Origin of the sequence: Vibrio sp. 10N.261.51.F12, from assembly GCF_041471725.1 — a bacterium.
Classification (GTDB): Bacteria; Pseudomonadota; Gammaproteobacteria; order Enterobacterales; family Vibrionaceae; genus Vibrio.
In genome coordinates, this window is the sequence record NZ_JBFROV010000017.1 from 1 (window position 1) to 18130 (window position 18130).

Annotated in this window: 19 protein-coding genes and 1 pseudogene; 13 read left to right on the top strand and 7 right to left on the bottom strand. The window is 43.8% G+C overall.

Annotation, left to right across the window (positions count from 1 at the left end; translation table 11 throughout):
- Positions 1-239: 239 nt before the first annotated feature.
- From AB4405_RS12070 to AB4405_RS12110, 9 genes are all read left to right on the top strand, one after another.
- On the top strand, positions 240-893 hold the full coding sequence (locus tag AB4405_RS12070) for a GntR family transcriptional regulator (protein WP_102468049.1): 654 nt from the start codon (positions 240-242) through the stop codon (positions 891-893).
- Between the two features lie 53 nt (positions 894-946).
- The gene (locus AB4405_RS12075; protein ID WP_102468050.1) at positions 947-1771 is read left to right on the top strand and encodes a transketolase; all 825 of its coding nucleotides are present in this window, start codon (positions 947-949) and stop codon (positions 1769-1771) included.
- Positions 1772-1790: 19 nt separating this feature from the next.
- Positions 1791-2756, top strand: a complete 966-nt coding sequence (locus tag AB4405_RS12080) for a transketolase family protein (protein WP_372060988.1) — start codon at positions 1791-1793, stop codon at positions 2754-2756.
- Between the two features lie 102 nt (positions 2757-2858).
- On the top strand, positions 2859-3827 hold the full coding sequence (locus AB4405_RS12085; protein WP_102468052.1) for a sugar phosphate isomerase/epimerase: 969 nt from the start codon (positions 2859-2861) through the stop codon (positions 3825-3827).
- Between the two features lie 70 nt (positions 3828-3897).
- A complete protein-coding gene (locus AB4405_RS12090) occupies positions 3898-4911 on the top strand; it encodes a tripartite tricarboxylate transporter substrate binding protein (protein ID WP_102468053.1) in 1014 nt (337 codons plus the stop codon).
- A gap of 84 nt (positions 4912-4995) precedes the next feature.
- Positions 4996-5901 carry a tripartite tricarboxylate transporter TctB family protein gene (locus tag AB4405_RS12095; protein WP_102468054.1) on the top strand — a complete coding sequence of 302 codons (906 nt, stop codon included), beginning with the start codon at positions 4996-4998 and terminating at the stop codon, positions 5899-5901.
- 12 nt (positions 5902-5913) lie between these two features.
- Entirely contained in the window at positions 5914-7455 is a 1542-nt protein-coding gene (locus AB4405_RS12100) for a tripartite tricarboxylate transporter permease (RefSeq protein WP_102468055.1), read from the top strand.
- The gene (locus tag AB4405_RS12105; RefSeq protein WP_372060990.1) at positions 7452-8420 is read left to right on the top strand and encodes a D-2-hydroxyacid dehydrogenase; all 969 of its coding nucleotides are present in this window, start codon (positions 7452-7454) and stop codon (positions 8418-8420) included. The genes AB4405_RS12100 and AB4405_RS12105 overlap by 4 nt, the downstream gene beginning before the upstream one ends.
- Before the next feature lie 63 nt (positions 8421-8483).
- Positions 8484-9563: an aldose epimerase family protein gene (locus tag AB4405_RS12110; RefSeq protein WP_372060992.1), complete on the top strand. Its 1080-nt coding sequence runs from the start codon at positions 8484-8486 to the stop codon at positions 9561-9563.
- Between the two features lie 371 nt (positions 9564-9934).
- Here the strand turns inward: AB4405_RS12110 and AB4405_RS12115 are convergent, their stop codons facing one another.
- A complete protein-coding gene (locus AB4405_RS12115; protein WP_372060993.1) occupies positions 9935-10279 on the bottom strand; it encodes a hypothetical protein in 345 nt (114 codons plus the stop codon).
- 129 nt (positions 10280-10408) lie between these two features.
- On the opposite strand from AB4405_RS12115, the gene AB4405_RS12120 reads away from it, so the two are divergent.
- Positions 10409-11512, top strand: coding sequence for a carcinine hydrolase/isopenicillin-N N-acyltransferase family protein (locus AB4405_RS12120; RefSeq protein ID WP_372060994.1), 1104 nt, complete (start codon positions 10409-10411; stop codon positions 11510-11512).
- A gap of 295 nt (positions 11513-11807) precedes the next feature.
- The gene (locus AB4405_RS12125) at positions 11808-12569 is read left to right on the top strand and encodes an endonuclease III domain-containing protein (RefSeq protein ID WP_372060995.1); all 762 of its coding nucleotides are present in this window, start codon (positions 11808-11810) and stop codon (positions 12567-12569) included.
- Positions 12570-12688: 119 nt separating this feature from the next.
- Here AB4405_RS12125 and AB4405_RS12130 read toward each other — a convergent pair whose 3' ends face one another.
- Together AB4405_RS12130 and AB4405_RS12135 are read right to left on the bottom strand one after the other, a co-directional pair.
- A complete protein-coding gene (locus tag AB4405_RS12130; RefSeq protein WP_372060996.1) occupies positions 12689-13363 on the bottom strand; it encodes a hypothetical protein in 675 nt (224 codons plus the stop codon).
- A 70-nt stretch (positions 13364-13433) separates the two neighbouring features.
- Entirely contained in the window at positions 13434-13913 is a 480-nt protein-coding gene (locus tag AB4405_RS12135) for a cytochrome c (protein ID WP_372060998.1), read from the bottom strand.
- Between the two features lie 145 nt (positions 13914-14058).
- Here AB4405_RS12135 and AB4405_RS12140 point away from each other — a divergent pair, with 145 nt between their 5' ends.
- Together AB4405_RS12140 and AB4405_RS12145 are read left to right on the top strand one after the other, a co-directional pair.
- A complete protein-coding gene (locus AB4405_RS12140; protein WP_372061097.1) occupies positions 14059-14694 on the top strand; it encodes a cytochrome b/b6 domain-containing protein in 636 nt (211 codons plus the stop codon).
- A 3-nt stretch (positions 14695-14697) separates the two neighbouring features.
- The gene (locus AB4405_RS12145) at positions 14698-15126 is read left to right on the top strand and encodes a MarR family winged helix-turn-helix transcriptional regulator (RefSeq protein WP_372060999.1); all 429 of its coding nucleotides are present in this window, start codon (positions 14698-14700) and stop codon (positions 15124-15126) included.
- A 223-nt stretch (positions 15127-15349) separates the two neighbouring features.
- Here the strand turns inward: AB4405_RS12145 and AB4405_RS12150 are convergent, their stop codons facing one another.
- The 4 genes and pseudogenes from AB4405_RS12150 to AB4405_RS12165 all read right to left on the bottom strand — a co-directional run.
- Positions 15350-16339: a zinc-dependent alcohol dehydrogenase family protein gene (locus AB4405_RS12150; protein WP_372061000.1), complete on the bottom strand. Its 990-nt coding sequence runs from the start codon at positions 16337-16339 to the stop codon at positions 15350-15352.
- A gap of 374 nt (positions 16340-16713) precedes the next feature.
- Complete coding sequence (locus AB4405_RS12155; RefSeq protein ID WP_372061001.1) at positions 16714-17073, bottom strand: VOC family protein; 360 nt, start codon at positions 17071-17073, stop codon at positions 16714-16716.
- Positions 17074-17136: 63 nt separating this feature from the next.
- Entirely contained in the window at positions 17137-17838 is a 702-nt protein-coding gene (locus tag AB4405_RS12160; protein ID WP_372061003.1) for a helix-turn-helix transcriptional regulator, read from the bottom strand.
- Positions 17839-17989: 151 nt separating this feature from the next.
- A pseudogene (locus AB4405_RS12165) lies at positions 17990-18109 on the bottom strand (substrate-binding domain-containing protein); the annotation flags it as partial.
- Between the last annotated feature and the right edge of the window lie 21 nt (positions 18110-18130).

Here is an 18130-nt window from a genome sequence, read left to right on the forward strand (position 1 = left end):
GTCTTGAACACTTACTACCTTTATTAATGAACTAATATTCTTTTTTTGTACCTTAATAACTTATTGAAATATATTATATTTAGTCTATTTGCGTGACTCAGATCGCGTTTGAAATACGATGGTTATTTTATACTCAATAGCAATTAACGGATGTTTTAATAAATTTGTTATTGGATGCGGTAGTAAATTAGTTAACACCAGTTACTAACTTGCATTTACAAGGAGAGAAAAAGCAAATTATGAAGTTATCTGAGCAGGCATATAATAAACTTAAGTGCATGATACTTGAGAACAAATTTCGAATAAATCAACAACTTCTCGTTGATGAAGCGGTCGAGATCTGTGGTTTTAGTAGAACGCCTGTCCGTGAAGCTCTGCTCCGGTTACAACAAGATGGTTTGATTACATTGCACCCTAGACATGGCCTAAAGATATGCGCTTTGTCAAGACGTGACGTAGAAGAGCTTTACGAGTTAATCGCTCATCTTGAAGTAATAGCACTCGATATCTGCATGTCAAATGGGCTAACAAGTGAACAGTTAGATATATTACGAGACTATACTTATAAAATGGCTGAAGCTCTGGACCAAAATGATATACAGCAATGGGCCATTCATGATTTTGCATTTCATGATCAAATATTTCAGTTCACTAAAAACTCAAGACTAATTGAAACTGCTAGGAAATATAACGAACAAAATAAACGATGCAAGGATATCGTTATAAAGCTTAGACCACTACCATGGGATTCGATCATTGAACACAACAAGCTGATCGACAACTTGGAATCTAGAAATATAAATGAAGCAAGAGAAATGCACTTGATACACTGGGAACAAATTTCCAAACAATTTATTGAGTTCTTAGATAATTATCATTTTTTAGATAATTAGACACATACTAATTATTACATTTAAATTTTAATCCTAATAGAGGAGGTACACTTATGCCCAAATTAAGTGTCCATGAACTTTATCAATTAGCAAAAGAAGTACGCATTGATATTCTTGACATGGTTTACAAAGCTCAATCAGGACATATTGGTGGTTCTTTTTCAGCCGCAGAAATAGTCACAACTTTGTATTTTAATGAGATGCAGAATCTCGACCCAACGAATCCAAGAAAGAGCAACCGAGATCGCTTTGTTTTATCCAAAGGCCACGCCTGCCCTGTTTGGTATTCCTGCTTGTCTCGACTTGGTTTCTTTGACAAAGAACACCTCGCGACACTAAGACAAATCAATAGCGTGTTGCAAGGTCATCCCGATATGAAAAGTACCCCAGGCGTTGATATTACGACCGGCTCTTTAGGTCATGGTTGCGCAGCAGCAACAGGTATGGCCCTGGAAGGCAAAATGGCGCAAGACGGCCGCCGCGTTTACTCGGTGCTTGGTGATGGCGAACTCAATGAGGGTGTGGTTTGGGAAACTACGATGGCGGCAGCCAAACATCAACTCGACAATCTCGTGTACTTTGTTGATAAAAACAACCTGCAAATGGACGGAACAAGCGACGAAATCATGCCATTGCTTAGCATTGAAGATAAGTTTCTTTCTTTTGGTTGGCACGTTATCACAATTGATGGGCACAACATTGAACAAATTTTGCAGGCTCTGGATTCTGCTCGCGCCTTTAAAGGCAAGCCCACGTGTATCGTGGCGAACACAGTCAAAGGAAAAGGGGTAAGTTTTATGGAAGATGTTCGCAATTGGCATGGTAAGGCCCCTAGTGACCAAGAATTCCACGCTGCTCGTGCTGAGCTTGTCGCGTAATAACCACGAGGAAAACTCAATGATTAACGTAACCAAATCCTCTAAGCCTACTCGATTAGCCTTTGCAGAAAGAATGGTTGAGTACGGGGAGATAAACCAAGATTTTGCCGTTTTTGAGGCCGATATTGGCTACTCAACCAATTCTTATTTGTTTAATGAAAAGTACCCAAATCGATACTTTCAAATGGGCATTGCTGAGTTCGGTATGATGGCATCGGCTGCAGGCATGGCAGCGAACGGTCGACCTGTCGTCGTCGCTGGATATGGTGTGTTCCTAACAATGAGAGCACTGGAAAGCGTTCGTAGTTTCGTTTGCTACCCTAATCTCAACGTCAAATTGATGTCATCACATAGCGGCACGACTGCTGCGATTGACGGCGTGACTCACCAAGCCTCCGAAGACATGGCGTTCATGTCTTCGCTGCCTAACATGCACATTTTTGCCCCTTGTGATAGTGCATCAACCCGAGCGCTCTTTGACGTTACGCTGGAAACCCAAGGCCCTGTTTACTGTCGCTTGATGCGTGATGCGTATTACGAACTGTATGACGACACCACTACGTTCAAGTGTGGTGGAAGCCACACATTAATGCATGGCAATGACCTTACTATCGTTTCCTACGGCGACATCCTTTTCCAAGCGCTAGAAGCGGCTAATGAACTTCGCCAGGCAGGTGTCGACGTTGAAGTCATCGACGCCTACAGCGTCAAGCCTCTTGATTGGCACACAATACGCCAATCTATTAAAAAAACTGGCAAGGTCATCATTGCTGAGGGTCACCAAAAACGCAACGGCATGGCGTATGACATTGCAACTCGCATGGCCAAGGAACAGATTCACGCTCAATTTGACCACATTGGCTTAAACGACACATTTGCGGAGTCAGGTGCATACCCACTCTTATTAGATAAGTACGGCCTATCGTCAAAACATATTATTGATTGTGCCAGCACGATGTTGGTGTCCAAACAACCGACCACATAGCGGATAGGCAACCATATGATTAGGCTAAAGGTAATTTAATCATCAGTTTACAAGTAACGTATTGCTTAGTTTAGAAGCACAGGCAAATGCCTAGGGAGATTTATGTTTAAGCACGCCGTAATAACACCGTTTCTCGGCCAAACCCGAGATCGGTTCTCTGAATACAACGACCCCAAGTCGTTGGAGCAAAAAATGCAAACACTTCGCACCATCGACGGAATGACTGGAGCGGAACTGGTTTACCCCTATGAAGTCAACTATGACAACTTGACTGAACTTAAGCTACTCCTTGCTAAATATGAGGTAAAGGTTGCTTGTATAAACGTCAATGTGAAGGTGGAAAAAGAGTTTCTTTCTGGGGGGCTTACCTCTCCAGATAAAGCGGTCCGAGACCGCGCAGTAAGCTTTATTAAACAAGCCAAGGACTACGCAGAAGAAGTGGGGGCCGACAAGGTACAGTGTTGCCCACTTAGCGATGGCTATGAATTCTCATTTCAAGCCGATTACGTCGAAACATGGCAGCGTTTGTGCGAAACATTTGGTGAAGCTGGCGATTATAAACCACACATTCCATTGTTTATTGAATACAAGCCGAATGAGATTCGTGGTCGTTGTTACCTTGATGATGCTGCGAAAACCATCTGTTTAATCAACGATATTGGAAACCCGAATATTGGCGTCACACTTGATTATGGTCACTCACTTTATGGTGATAACAACCCCGCGGAAGAGCTTGCATTACTCAACTCTCTCGACATGAAGTACTACATACACATCAATGATAATGATGGTAAGTGGGATTGGGACTATTTCTGCGGAAGTCGCAGTTTAATGCAATACATTGAATTTATTTATTATTTGAAAAAGTTTAATTATCAAGGTTGGCTTACATCAGATACCTCTCCGACTCGTTGGGATATGGTAAAGATGTTTGAAGCAAATATCCGAGTAACGAATCGCATATCAGATCGCATCGACGCGATTGGTATGGAGAGTTTTGGCGAGACCTTAAGAAAACAAGAATACATGGATATCTGGGCCGATCTTGAAACTTACTTCCTAAAGATCTAACCCCAGTTTACGTAATCAGCAGCGAAAGCTTGGCTCTAGATTAAGCGCTGCATTAACAAAGGTGAAACTAATGAAAACAAAAACTCTACTTACAAGTGTTTTAGCCGCTGCACTTACCCTAACGACATCATTTTCACACGCGGATGACCGTTACCCAACCCGAAATATCACCGACGTAGTCACTTGGTCTGCCGGTGGTGGTACTGATGTTATCAACCGTGTCGCAACCGCCTCTATGGCAAAATACCTAGGTACGAATATTAATGTCATCAACAAACCTGGTGGTGTTTCTGGTTCTGTTGGACTACTCGAAGGATACAACTCTGACGCAGATGGCTATACACTAGTTGGCTTGTCTGAGTCCAACGTTGCTGCGGCAGTGATGGGTGGGTGGAACAATCGAATGGACGTATTCGACTATTTTATCGTCGCGAGTTCTCCAGACGTGATCTCTGTTTCTAAAAACTCTTCTATCAACACTATTGAAGAACTCGTCGCTCACGTTAAAGAAAACCCAGGTAAAGTTCGAGTAGGTGCGGGATCCTCTGGTTCGCTTCACCACATCAACTACCTTGCCTTTGAAAAGGGTATTGGTGGCAAGATGAACTTTATCCCATTCCCAGGTTCTTCACGAAGTCAAAATGCAGCGCTCAGCGGTGAGGTTGATGTGGTTATCACCTCAGTAGCAGAGCAAAACCAACTGATTCAATCCGGTGACTTTAAAGCACTTGCGACACTTACAGAAAAACCTTTTACAGTGGGTGACATTACTATTCCATCTGGACTAGAAATCTACCCGACACTGCAAGAATACCTACCGATTTCTCAGGCAATTGGGTTTGCCATGAAGAAAGAAACACCTATCGAGATCAAGAAAACGGTGGCTAAAGCCTTCGCGAGTGCAATGCAAAGCGATGAAGTCTTAACCTACGCCAGCGAAAATCATTACGAACTCTTAGGCGAATTTGGCAAGAAAGCGAATCAACGTATGGCACGACTTGAGTCGTTATTTAGCTGGACGTTGTGGGATCTTGAAGCGGCGAAAATCAACCCTGAGTCACTGGGTATTCCAAAACCTGAATAATGCAAAATCTGAGCGTACATAGCGGCCAGTCGCAGGGCGGTTGGCCGCTATCTTTCAATTTTTGACTTGCTGTTGGGGGCAACGATGTCTTCTCATAACGAACTTTCTTCTCAAAGTGAACCGTCTTCTCAGAACGAGCTATCAACAAACGAGGAGAGTACAGGTCATGGAGAACAAGACCAAGAAACACTTGAACAACAACAGATGCACGGCTGGGACTTTGCTTTTTCTTTAGTCGTCATGATATTTGCATTGATGGTGGTTGCCAACTCACTCACAATGCCTTTTTCGGGGACGGTTGGCGGTGTCACTACCGAGTGGTATGAATCTCCTGGACTATTGCCACTCTTTATTGGTTGTTCTTTATTTGCTGCCGGGCTATCGGTGTTCGTAAAAAGTAAAAAAGAACAAGGAAAAGCATTATTAATTAAGCACTACAAGAATATTAACCCGACTGGTTTCCTCATTTCTGGTGGGGGTATTCTTACTTACATTTATGTACTAATTACTTGGTATGACTTCTTCTTAGCGTCAGCGATATTCCTGACGTTTTATATTGGTCTGTATTATCTCGACATCGAGCAAGTGACCAAACAATTACTAAAAATCTATGGCGCAACGGTCGTAATTTCTATTGCGCTATTTGGCTCCGGTGCTTCCGCGTATCTTAACGCTTATTACGCCTATACCACTGACTTGGTACTCGTAATAAGTGGTGGTGTCATGTGCGGTTACCTTTATCAGGTGGCCAAAGAATACGGCTCTGAGGTGACAGAAAAAGTAAGACGACTGTTGATTATCAGTTTTGTCTTTCCTGCCGTTTTGTGTCCTATCTTCAGATACTTCTTATTAGTGCCCTTGCCAAACGAAGGTTTAGTCGTTGAACAAGTATTTAATCAAACGTACTACACCTACTTGGCACCCACAAAACACACTGAAGAATTGCAGTTGTCAGATGAAGACATGCAATTACTTGAAGACGCATTCTAATAGGGAAGGAACATGGATATTCTCTCTACTTTTGGAAGTATGTTTTGGCATATTTTCACGTCACCACTGTTAATACTCATTCTTGTTGGCAGTACATTCTTAGGCATTATTTTTGGTGCCATGCCTGGCTTAACGGCGACATTAGGGGTGGCATTGCTTACTACCCTTACCTATGGATTAGATAATCAAACCGCTCTACTGGCGTTATTGTCTATCTATGTTGGCGGTGTGTATGGTGGAATGTATACCTCCATTTTACTTAATATTCCCGGAACAGCCGCCTCCGCAGCCACTGCAATGGATGGTTATCCAATGGCACAAAAAGGTCAAGCAGGACGAGCGTTTGGTTTAGCAACCACCTCGTCACTAATCGGCTCTGCTATTGGTATGGTTTTTGTCGCCTTACTCTCACCAGTTATCGCGAAAGCAGCGCTGCAATTTACTTCCTATGAATACTTTTTACTCGCCCTTTTCGGTATTTTGATTTCTGGAAGCCTAACTTCTCCAGAGCTTGCTATCAAAGGTTGGATTGCAGGGTTGTTTGGCATTTGGTTATCGACGATTGGCCAGGATCATATGCAGATGTATCCGCGCTTCACGATGGGGATACATGAGCTCGACAATGGTATTGATGTTGTCCCGGTACTCATTGGCGCATTTGGAATACCACAAATCATGTCAGTGCTTGAGTCTAAGATGAAGATGGGGTCGATGAATGCCAAGTCAATAGGTCGATTACTGCCTGACTTCAAAACAATGTTTAGTAATACAAGAAATATCATCGCCTCTGCTTTGACCGGGGTCGGTATTGGCGCTGTACCGGGCATTGGAGAAGATATAGCGGCATGGGTTGCCTATGGGATTGCTCGTAAAACCAGTAAAAGACCCGAGACATTTGGTAAAGGTGCGCCTGAAGGTGTGATATCAACCTCGACGGCGAACCAGGCCTGTGTGGGTGGCGCTATGATCCCACTGTTAAGCCTTGGTATTCCGGGGTCGCCACCAGCAGTGATGCTACTTGGCGCCTTGATGCTCCATAACGTCGCTCCAGGCCCTATGTTGCTGAAAACCAACCCATCGTTCATTCCAGAAGTGACCGCAATCTTGTTTGCTGCCGCGATTGCAATGTGGGTGTGCGGCATGATTTTGTCTAAACAAGTTATCCATATCCTTCGTATCCCACAGACCTTGTTTATGCCATTGATCGCGGTGCTTTGTGTGATCGGTTCATTTGCGTTGGGTATGCGTGTGTTTAATCTCTATTTAATGGGTATCATCGGTATTATTTCTTACTTTTTCATTAAGCTAAAAGTACCTATCGCACCACTGGTTATCGGTGTGATATTAGGCCCAATGGCAGACACATCATTACGTACTGGGTTAAAAACAACCGGCGGTAGCTTGATGCCATTAATTGAGCGTCCAATCTCCTTTATATTGGTTTGTGTCATTGTGATGATTATTTGTAGTCAGATCCCCGCGGTTAACCGTGCAATACGCTCACTATTTAACTCATTGAAGAATCGATTACCATCTCATAAGGAAGCATCATGAAAACAATAGTATGTTTGGATGGCTATACCCTAAACCCCGGCGATAACCCATGGCAACCAATAGCATCCCTAGGCTCGTTTCGTAGTTACGATAGAAGCACAAATGGTGTTGAGCAAGTTATCGAACGCGCGCGCACCGCAAATATTTTACTGACCAATAAGACCCCTATAACTCAAGAAGTGATAGAGGCTTGCCCTGAATTAGAGTGTATTGCTGTTCTCGCGACGGGTTACAACGTGGTTGATACCCGTTATGCAAAGCAGCGCGGAATTCCGGTCATGAATGTGCCAGTTTATGGCACTGATACCGTTGCTGAGATGGTGTTTGCACACATTTTTCAGTTTGCTCGCAATGTGGCATCAATAAGCAATGACGTAAAAGAAAACCTAGGTTGGAGTCGAAACAACGATTGGACATATTGGCTGTCCCCACAACTTGAATTAGCGGGAAAAACCATCGGCATCATAGGGTTTGGCAACATAGGCCAACGCGTCGGCGCCATCGCGTCGGCCTTCGGTATGACGGTACTAGCCCATGATGACTACTGTAAATCTCAACCAAACTACGGACACGAAATAGTGCCACTAGAGCGCCTACTAGAGAGCTCAGATATTGTTTCGCTGCACTGCCCAGCACTTCCCGCTACTGAAAACCTTATCAACCAAAAAAGTTTGGCGCTAATGAAACCCAATGCCATATTGGTGAATACCTCAAGAGGGCAACTGGTCAACGAAAGTGACCTTGCTATAGCGCTTAACCAAGGTGATATATACGGCGCCGCTCTGGATACCTTGTGGCAAGAACCTCCAGCAGAAAACAATCCATTATTAACCGCAAAAAACTGCGTGATCACCCCGCATATTGCTTGGGCTACATTAGATGCTCGAATACGGATAATGAATATGGTCGCAGACAATATAAAACACTTTATTGAAGGAGTACCAAGCAACGTTGTCAATCGCTAAAGAGCTCTAACCGATATAGCGGCTACCACTATTACAAATGCGACGACCGGCAGGATGACGAATATGACAATAGAAATTAACCATTTTGGTTTTTTTTACAACCAAGAAGTTAACGAGGTGACGTTGACATCGGCAACAGGAATGTCTGTGTCACTATTAACCCTTGGGGGGATAATCAAGAATCTTTTGGTCCCTATTCGTAACGGTCAGCGGGTAGACGTCGTTCTCGGTTATGACACTGTGCAACAATACGCGAATGATAACCACTACATGGGCGCTATCATTGGTCGTGTTGCCAATAGAATTGAGAATGCTAAGTTTCGGTTTAACGAGCAAGATATTTCAGTTAATGGCAATGCCTACGACGGAAGACACTGTGTACATGGTGGTCGGTTTGGTTACCACCACCGAGTTTGGACACTAGAAGAAACCGCTGAAACTGCTGACTTTGTTTCAGCTACCTTCACCCTGAAAGATGGCGATGGGGAAGAAGGCTTTCATGGTAATTTGCTTTTAACGGCAACCTACACCTTAACATCGTCCCCTTCGACTTCAGCACACCAGGGAGCAGAGAAGCGTGAGACAAACAACACATTAACGCTTACCATCGATGCAACCGCTGACGCTGCATCCCCAATAAGCCTAACTGCACACAGTTACTTTAATCTCAATGGACATGAATCGACAGATGTGAGAAATCATTTGTTAACACTGCCATCGCAAAGCGTGCTTCAACAAAAACACGACCGTATTCCGAATGGAAACATTATGTCGATCGCTGACTCAATCTTTGATTTCTCCACTGGAGAGAAGCTATCGAAAAGCATAGACAGAAATATTGATATCAACGACTCTTATACCCTAGCCACAAATAATACGATACGAAACATCGCCAAGTTGCGTACTCAGGAACTGACCTTGAACGTCTTGTCTAATGAGCAAACCGTTCACTTTTATAATGGGCATAACCTTCACAAGGTGCAGGGAAAAAAAGGGGTTATCTATGGGAAATTTTCTGGGGTGTGCATTGAACCTAAGGGGTATGTCAATTCAGTAAACCTTGCTCAGTTTCCAACATCGATTGTATCTCCAAGTGTGCCTTATAATCATACTATTGTTTATGACTTTTCTACTTTGCCATAATTGATACAGCGATGACAAAGATTGGTAATGGGACTTAAAATTGACTCGGCTAGCTAACTTTTCCTCTAAACGCCTTACTTTTTCAATTTTAGTTAAAAGTCTAAGTACCACTTTAGGACATACTTTTTGATACCAATCTCGTCCAGACTTCACATCAAGAATATGAACAAAATCGCACCTGGTTTCAAACACCGCCTGCCAACAATACTTTTTGGGCAATGTTGCTCTACCTTTAGTTTCCGACTATTTTGCTCAACCCAAATAAACCGCTAACTCAATATCGCTAAGTTACGTGGACCGTTTCCAACGGTAACGCCTACATAACGGTGGCACTAACACATTACTGCACCCAAAAATCAACCGAAGACGCGTTACTCGTCATCCGAGTTCGTTTGGCGCGCCATGTAATTTCGAATCACCAAGTCGAGCTGATACACCAATTCGAACTCTTCTTCCGGGCGGCTTAGGAGATCATCCAATTTCTTGAGTGTGCTCCCCTTGGCTATCGCACACAAATCCGAAAACGTCAGCTCGCTAGTGAGTTCTCGATTGAGCTTGGCATAGACACTGCTTTTAGGTAAACCCGACTTCTTCGCAAGATCAACGCGACTCCATTTTGCCGCGGCTAATGCAAATTCAATTCGCTCGATGAGCATTCCACGCAATTCAGGATCCGAAAATCCATAAAACTCATAACCGTCTGAATCCAGTTCCATGTCCAAAATACCAAATTATCATCATTAACATGTCCAGATTTTAGACTGCCAAACCGTTAACTTAAAGCCATCGACAATGAATATGCCGCGTAAATCGCATTAAACCATCCAGTAACTGAGGTATCCCCCATGAAAACAACACTTTTATCACTTTTGATAGCCAGCGCATCTTTCGCCACCTACGCCAATACAGCTGGCGACAACCTCCCTTATTTTTCTGGAGAGCGGGACGCGGTTCAATCGGGGGCGCTGGTACTTGATATGTCTGGTCAGTCTGATCAACAACTGGCGAAAGCCTTATCCAAAATGGAGAGACTGTCACCAAACCCAATCGTTATCGAAGCCGCTGAGCGTGCGACTAACAATAACCGTAAACTCGCACCTGAATACACCAAAATGATGGAAGCCCAAGCCAAGTTAAAAGGCGTGTCTGTGGCGACCTTGTTTGCTGCCGCCGTCAATACGGATTGGGTCGTGAATGAAAGCATAAAAGAAGGTACGGCTGACACGATTTCAGGCTGTACCACGGTCGCGTTCAATAATGGTATTGTTGGACAAACCAATGACTTGTCACTCTCGGCACTGACCGACCACACCACTCTAGTAAAAACCGATGATAGTCTATTTGTGGTAGCCGATGGCGCACACTTCCAAGGCATGGGACGTCATGTCGGTATCGTTCTTAACTTCCTTGGTGAACCATCAGGGAAAAGCGGCATTGACGCCGATAACCTCGTGACTCATGACGCGATTTTTGCGGCTGCCGTACAACAAGAGCGTGTGGAAGATGTCATCAATATGCTGAAACCCTACAGCACAATTGTGGCGCTAAACTTCACGGTGGTCGATGATAAAGGCGCAAGCGCCGCAATCGAGATCAGTGCTGACGGCATGAAAGTCATTCGAGGCGAGCGTGGTGTCGCCCATGCCAACCATAACCAAGACTTTCGCCAACAGATGAGCCAGTTAGAAACTGAGTACGAGATGAATGCAGCGTTCTTTGACACGTTTGCCCGCGAAGACGCTGCCAATTTGTTTTTGGATTATTCGCAAGAATTGAGCGTTGAAGGGATGCAATATCTGTTTAATCAACGTCCAATCAATCTCACGAAATATAACGATAAAGATTTTGTGACCGTTGAAGCCATGGTGTTTGATGTGAAGAATGGCTGTGCGTATGTATCGGGGGATAACCCGCGTTTCAGTGATTATACAAAAGTCTGCCTAGACTAATTCATGTGGGCCAATATGGAATGAGCGCTTCGTTAAACCCATGAGATCATACGTAGCATCAATCATATACATTACATTGCAAATTTATGGGATAAAATGAACAGCAAAAAACGGTATTGATGCAACGAGGCTAAGTAAACTACGCATGTTGCTATTTCATCCATTACAATAAGTTCACCACCCGCCTTAGCGGTAACGACAGTACATAGAAAAACAGGGGTTTATAGCATTACTATTTGCGCCTTAGCGCCTGTTCTATGTACTCGTCTCTATCGCTCATCATCCATGGATTTCTATGTTGCACGCCTTTGGCAATACACCCCATCAAGTACAAGCCATTCAACAGGTTTTCCAAACCCTAGAACACCATTACGGTTGGTTTGAGTGGTGGGCAACCCCTCAGCCTTATGACATCATGGTTGGCTCGGTACTCGTCCAAAATACGACGTGGAAAAATGCCGAAAAGGCGCTTCACAACTTGGGCCATAATCTAGCACCCAACTATGTGGCAAGCTTACCTCTTGAAGAACTGGCAAACAAAATTCGCTCCAGTGGTTATTACAACCAGAAAGCACTGAAACTCAAAGCCCTCACGCAATGGTATGCCCAGTATGGCTACGACATGGAACGAGTCCGAGCCCAAACGTTGACGACCTTGCGGAGTGAATTACTGGATATTAAAGGCGTGGGCGGAGAAACCGCCGATGTCATACTTGTATATGCCATCGGCAAACCTTCATTTGTGATTGATGCTTACGCGAGAAGAATTGTGTCGAGAAACGGCATCACAGTACCACGCGGATATGAAGCCTTTCGGCTGCTAATGGAGAGCGCTCTCTCCGTCACTAGCGTAACGCCGATTAATTGTGAGGCAGATGTGAGAGTCCACACTGGCACTAGCACTGATACTGATACTGATACTGATACTGATACTGATACAAAACGATACGCTTATTATCACGGACTCATTGTTGAGCACGGACAGCAGTTTTGCAACAAGGTACCAAACTGTGGCAGCTGCCCGCTAGGGTTAAGCTGCCCTAAAATTGGCGTTTAAGCATCTAACGTTAGTGGTTAAGTTTAGAACGTGAATGTTTACGTTGCTATCTAGCTGTCTAACTTTCTAACTTTCTAACTTTCTAACTTTCTAACTTTCTAACTTAAGTATTTATCTTTCTAAAGCTGCGTCATATCCAGCTTTCTTCCAAGGTGCATAACTTCGACATCGGCGTATCCAAGGCGAATCGCCTCAAACTGATGGCTCATTTCTAATGCTTGAGCGGCATCTTTTGCTAACACTGAAACCAAGTACACCGGACGCACGACATTCGACATAACGGTTTGTGTATTAATGTAAGATGAAGACACCGACCCAACCTGATTTAATGCAATAACACGTTGTAGATCAATGCCCAGTACTCGGTCTATCTCCATCGGTTCAATGCCCGCTTTCCAGGTCAGTGTCAGGCCGTAATGGTTGTCTTGCGGCGTTGAGTCTAACCACTTTGAACCCAAGGGTTGGACGTGACTTATCGTCACAAGACTTGCTTTGTAAAGTGGCAGTCCTGCCAACGTGGTTCGAATATCCGCTTCACTGTCACCTTCCATGACAAACCGTAATAGCTGCGTCGCTTTATCGCCAACTTGGCTGTCGGTAACAAACATATCTTTCACCCGACCATTATCGATAAACTGTTTAAATGCCTGTTTTTGCTCTGGCATCTTTTCGAGCACTTGATAGATGTCTTGGGTATTCCATTGCAATTCAACACCATAATCTTGCGCCATCGCGACGTTAGGAAGAAGCACGAATACGGTAATACTAGATACGATTTTATTAATTAGTTTCATGAGCTTACTCTCTCTTTATGCTTATATTTCTGTGGTTTTATTTATAGGATTCATTTCGGTATTACGGATATCACCACCTTGAACGGTATGAACGATGACAGCTGCGGCATGTGGATTCTGCCGATTTAATCGCCTGCTTTGCCTGTTTTTCATTTTGGTCTCTGACCGCCGCCGTCAATGAGGCGTAGCTGTCGGTCATTTCCAGCATTAAGCGGTCAAATTTCTCTGGACTGTCCCAAATGTCCGACTTGGCTTTGCCTCCCTTTTGCGCTTCATTTACAAACGCTGTCGAAACCATATTGCTGTCCAGCTGCAATTTTTCACTCGTCAGTTGCACTTCGTCCCAAACGATATGGTCTTGATCGAGCAATCTTGATACAGATTTCGTATTCGATTCAATATCTGAAAATGCTTGTTGCCGTTGTTCAACTGCATTTGCCAATATCGTGGTACTACTCAGCATTAAAGCGCCGCCAATCAGTACTCGCGCCCATGTTAGAACAACGTTTCTCGTTACTTCTCTTGTGTTCAAACCTTTCAAAATAGTCATGTCATGCCCTTTTCTTTTTTGTCTGCTTGCTTGCTTGCTTGCTTGCTTGCTTGCTTTATAATTTACACAACAACTATTGTGCACGCAACAGTTGTTGTGTAAATCAAATGAACTTTTCCAAGATGAGATCATAAAAATGAAGAAAATAGCGATATGGGATCTGGGCACACGCGTCTATCACTGGGCTCAAGCGATAGTGTTTACAGCACTAATGGTAACGGGTGTAACAGGGAACGGCCCGCATACCCAGTTAGGTCTTGCACTTTTTACTTTACTTACCTGGCGTTTTATTTGGGGCATTGTCGGCAGCGAAACCAGCATTTTTCAGCAATTTGTTGCTTCCCCTAAAAGAGTATGGGCTTACATCAGAGGCATTCAGCAACCGAAATTAGGTCATAACCCACTAGGAGGCTGGATGGTGATCACACTACTCACTAGCCTACTTCTACAGTGCTTGACTGGGATGCTTCTTGCTGGAATGTTTGATGGCTTGAGCCTCATTGGTATCGAGTTTCCAGACATTATGTATGGAATGGCAGAGCAGCTTCATGTGCTACTCGCGGACGGGTTACCGCTGTTAATCATGTTGCATGTTGGCGCCGTCATCGTTTATAAATTTAAATCTAAGCCTCTTTTGTGGGCCATGCTGTCTGGTTACCAGAGGGTTTCTAGGAACACGCCAGTTGATCAACCTGTGCTCGTCAGTCATCGACGAGCAATAGTCGTGCTAATGGCAGCAACATCAGTTACTATCGCAATAGTTGCTATTTCAATGGTGTAGAACATGGAACAAGACTTTGAACGAAAAACGAGCTTTGGTTGGTTGCTAAATGTCGTGGCTAATCATGCGTCGAAAGAATTTGATAAGCGCCTGAAAGAGAAAGGGCTAACCCTGGCACTTTGGCCAACATTGATGTGCTTATGGGAGAAAGAAGGCATCACACAGCGAGAAATTGCCCAAATGTCGAAAGTAGAAAGTTCTACCACAACAAGAACGCTCGATAAACTGGTGGCACTCGGGTTAGTAGAGCGTCAGGCCGACCCTGAAAGTCGCCGCTCATTTCGGATTTTTCTGACGGCTGAAGGTCAGGCACTTAAAAATGAAGTGATTCATTTGCCTGTTGAGGTGAATCAACAAATCCTTTCAGCGCTCAATCCTGATGAGCAAAAAACCATGATTAGCTTACTGCAAAAAATGGTGGCTCAAGTTTAGTTGCAGCATGACACCCAAGATCTTATCTCTGTGACCTTCCATATGAAGGGAAGTCACCGAGGTAACAGTGAGGCGTTGAGGTGCTGAAAAAGTTTCTTTAACTGACAGTAAAAGAGAATCTAGTCATCTTTCTTGGGGTGTTTCCTTTGAATGCCTTTATCAGTAGATAAAAAAGCTCGCATTAACGCGAGCTTAGCATAGCCTCATTTAGGTTGCGTCTGCCTTAAGCAACGTCAATCACCACTTTACCAATCGCTTTACCCGAGGCTAAATGTGCATGAGCATCACCGACCTCACTAAGGTCAAAGGTTTGAGGATCGACGACGGGGATTAATGCTCCAGATTCTGCAATCTTAGCAATGGCTGCTAATATCTCGCCGTGTTCTTCACGCTTGACGTTGTGAATCATAGGAATCAGCATAAACACCACATGCAAAGACAAGCCTTTGAAGTGCGCTGTACTTAAGTCCAATTCTAATAACGAAACCGTTGTGGCAATATGGCCGTTTAACGCAGCAGCATTCATTGAATTGTTTAGGTTTTCACCACCAACCGAGTCGTAAACAACATCAAAACCTGCGCCTTGTGTATGTTTAGCAACATAATCCTCAACTGATTCTGAAGTGAAATCAATCGCTGTCGCGCCTAATTTTTCCATCAAGGCTGCTTGCTCTCCCGCTCGCCCCGTAGCATAAACGTCTGCGCCAAAGTGCTTGGCTATTTGCAGTGCTAAATGCCCCACACCACCAGAACCACCATGAACCAGCACTTTCTGACCAGAATCCGTACCGGCTCGCACTAACCCTTCGTAAGCGGTGATACCCGCCAACGGTATCGCCGCTGACTCACGCATGGATAAGTTTTTAGGTTTGTGCGCTATGAGTTTGGCATCTGCTGGCATATATTCCGCAAGCGTACCTTGTAAATCCCCTAATCCACCAGCACACCCATAAACTTCATCGCCCACCTTAAATCCACTAACATCGGAGCCTACCGCTTCAATCGTACCGGCAAAATCCATTCCCAAGATTGCTGGTGTTTGAGGTGAGAAAGGTAAGCCTTCCCCCATTTCACGAATCATCATATCGACAGTATTAACACTTGTCGCCGCCACTCGAACCAACACTTCACCAGCGCTAATCTCTGGTTTTGCCACTTCTGCGACTTCAAATGCGTCCACACCACCATATTCACGTACGATTGTTGCTTTCATTAGGTATTACCCTTGCATTTAGTGATTACAAATCAGCTCATCGCTAACCATTCATTTCCTGTTTTACAGCTTAGACAAATTATTTAAATTCATCTTCAATCATTACAAGAAAGAGTTTTAAGCCTTTCTTAATAATGATGAGGTAAAGAATGGCCGAATGAATCGAATGAAAACCACATCGACAAAGAGCAAACCCAAAATGAATGACTCATCTTCGGACTCGATATTGAGAAGTACTTTTAGTGTGCGTCCGTCAATCTTTCGGTGCGATCACGGCAGTAAATCGTCTGACATCGGAGGTTATGGGGCCTACCTTTGAGTATTGATGGACGTACATTCCGAACTGACCTTCCTGTTAGGGTCAACTATTCGGTTTAAGAAAATACTCGAATACGATGGTTATCTGGGTCCAGAGCGACAAAATTAACACCATAAACAGATTCTTCAGGCTCTTGAGCAAACTCCACCCCTTGTCGTGTCCAGTTTTCAAATAGAGAGTGAAGCGCGTCTCTATCCTGAACGGGAATAGAAAGCTCTGTGCCTCCACCTCGAACGGTACTTGTTGGTGTTAACACATCGGCTTGCTTAAGTGTGATTTTAACGTTGCTTGCAAAATCTAATGCCGCAAACGTTGGGGATAAAAGCTTAGGTTCGCAATTAAAGGCTTTGGCATAAAATGTCATGCTGCGTTGGATATCCTCAACATAAAGGACAATTGAATCGAGAGTAAACATAATAACTTCCTTACTTCTATGAAATGGATAAAAGAGTGTAAAACGGATGCATGACAGTTTTTGTCAGTAGCGATAGTACCTATTATTAATTTGCTCTAATGTTTCCCACTCAGACAGCAACTCATGGCGAGAGCGTGGGTATTGGTGTTCGATTTTTCGCCACTCCTTAATTCTATCTAGTCGAAAGTTACGAAACGCCTGCTTTGTCTCACACCATGCAACCAACACATGGTATTGCTCAAATAAGCCAATTAGCATAGGCCATATAACTCTTGTGCTTATCGTCTCTTTTGCATCTATGTAAATAATTTCGGCTTTATGTTCCCTTTTAATGGCTTGTTTAATCTCTGATAATTCCACCATTACCTGCGGGACCTCTATAATTGAAGCAACACGTACAATATCTTCTCTGTACTTAGCTTGATGCGCTGACGGTAAAACGGCAGATATCTTAGCAAGTGCATTATTAACTGCCTCACTAAACTCACCATTGGCTTGCTTTGAAACCCACTGAGCGCCAAGTCGCAGCGCTTCCAGTTCATCTACAGTAAACATCATTGGTGGTAAATCAAAGCTGGGTTTTAAAATATAGCCAAGACCCGCCTCTCCCGTAATCTCAGCCCCTTGAGATTGCAGCGTGGCAATATCTCGATAGATCGTCCGCACGCTCACATCTAGTTTTCCCGCTAACTTTTCTGCAGAAACAGGGAATTTATGGCAACGGAGTAACTGCAGTAGATCAAAGAGTCGTTGACTTCTAGACATAGCAATACCTAAAACTAACAAGAGTAAGAACAAGGTATAACACATCCAACTTAACTAAATAAAGGCGTAAAGTGATAGGCATAGAACTACCCAAACCGTAGCCGATTTTATCTACAATATTATCCAGATTCGCAAGACAACATATTCCAGTTTAATTCATTATTCCATTTATCGTCGTTAAATGCAGGATAAAAAAGCGAGAGGTAGAAAGGTCATCAAAACCAACGACAGACACCTGTTTTGGAACTTGAATACCTTGCTGATGCAAAGCCTGAAGACACCGTAGGCGCTG